We start from the raw sequence: 1,032 nt of genomic DNA on the forward strand, positions 1-1,032 counted from the left end.
GTTTCGTCTTCCAGCAGGCGGTCGATATCGAATGCGTCGCCCCCAAGGATCAGCCAGGTATCATGCAAACCGGAAGGGCCGCGTTTTACCCGCGTATGGTAATAACGTTCCGGCGAATCATGACGCAACATCCCGCCCCGGTGGCGAAAACTGGAAAAGGGCACATATGCCTGACTGCCGGTGTGTCGCGAAGAAATAATATTATCGACGGAGTAAATTTCCGTATGCCCGTCCTGAATACGCATGGGGCGCAGCAAGTATTCATTTTCCAGCGGAGAAAGATGCAGTGGATCGGCTTCCAGCGGGAACAGGTTGATCACCGGTACGCAGTGCAGGCGGATATTTTCGGTACTGAACGGCAGATCGTGAGACCAGCTTTCCGCCAGCACCACATCAATTTCGAATCCACTCATTCCTGCCGGCCAGACCACATTCTCCAGCCCGTTGAGGGCGACAAACATAAACTTCTCGCGGAAGGTGAAATACTCCAGCAGCAGTTGGTAGCCGCTGAAGGCCGATTCGCCTTTTGGCCAGAGCGGATCGTCCTTACCGAACCCCATCGGGGAAAAATAGCCGTCCAGTGTCCGACGTTCCTCCCCCGGCAGGCGAAACCAGATTTGCTGCACCCCCAGCGTCAGCGCCCGGTGTAATGCACAGGCCAGCGGACTGTCCGCATTGAGATAGAGCGGCAGTCTCGATAAATCAATCTGTGACCCGTCGCCAGCCAGCGGGCTGCACTCAAAGCGCAGACGGATAACCGAGCGTCCGTCCTGTTCGTACTGTAACGACACCTCTGGTAAAGCCAGCGGAAGCAGGGTGATATCCCGCGTGGCGCTGTAGCAGCAACGTGTCCGGTGTTCGCCGACGGGCCTCGAGAGCACCTGAAAATCACTCAGTGTTTCGCTCTGCTTCATTTGTCGATGATCGGTTAACAGTTCCACCACCGACAGCGACGGGATTGTACGCAGATAATGAGGCCACAGGAGGCTCACCAGCCCCTCAGTCAGTTCAGGTAGATCGTCATCCAGTTTT

Annotated in this window: 1 protein-coding gene; it reads right to left on the reverse strand. The window is 56.0% G+C overall.

Going from position 1 to position 1,032, the window contains the following annotated elements:
• Window positions 1-1,032, reverse strand: a 1,032-nt coding sequence (gene tssF, locus CWM53_RS23360) for a type VI secretion system baseplate subunit TssF (RefSeq protein WP_227521736.1), incomplete at both ends; no start/stop codon positions are given.

Origin of the sequence: Klebsiella sp. A-Nf5 (assembly GCF_002810545.1) — a bacterium.
Taxonomy (GTDB): Bacteria; Pseudomonadota; Gammaproteobacteria; order Enterobacterales; family Enterobacteriaceae; genus Klebsiella; species Klebsiella variicola.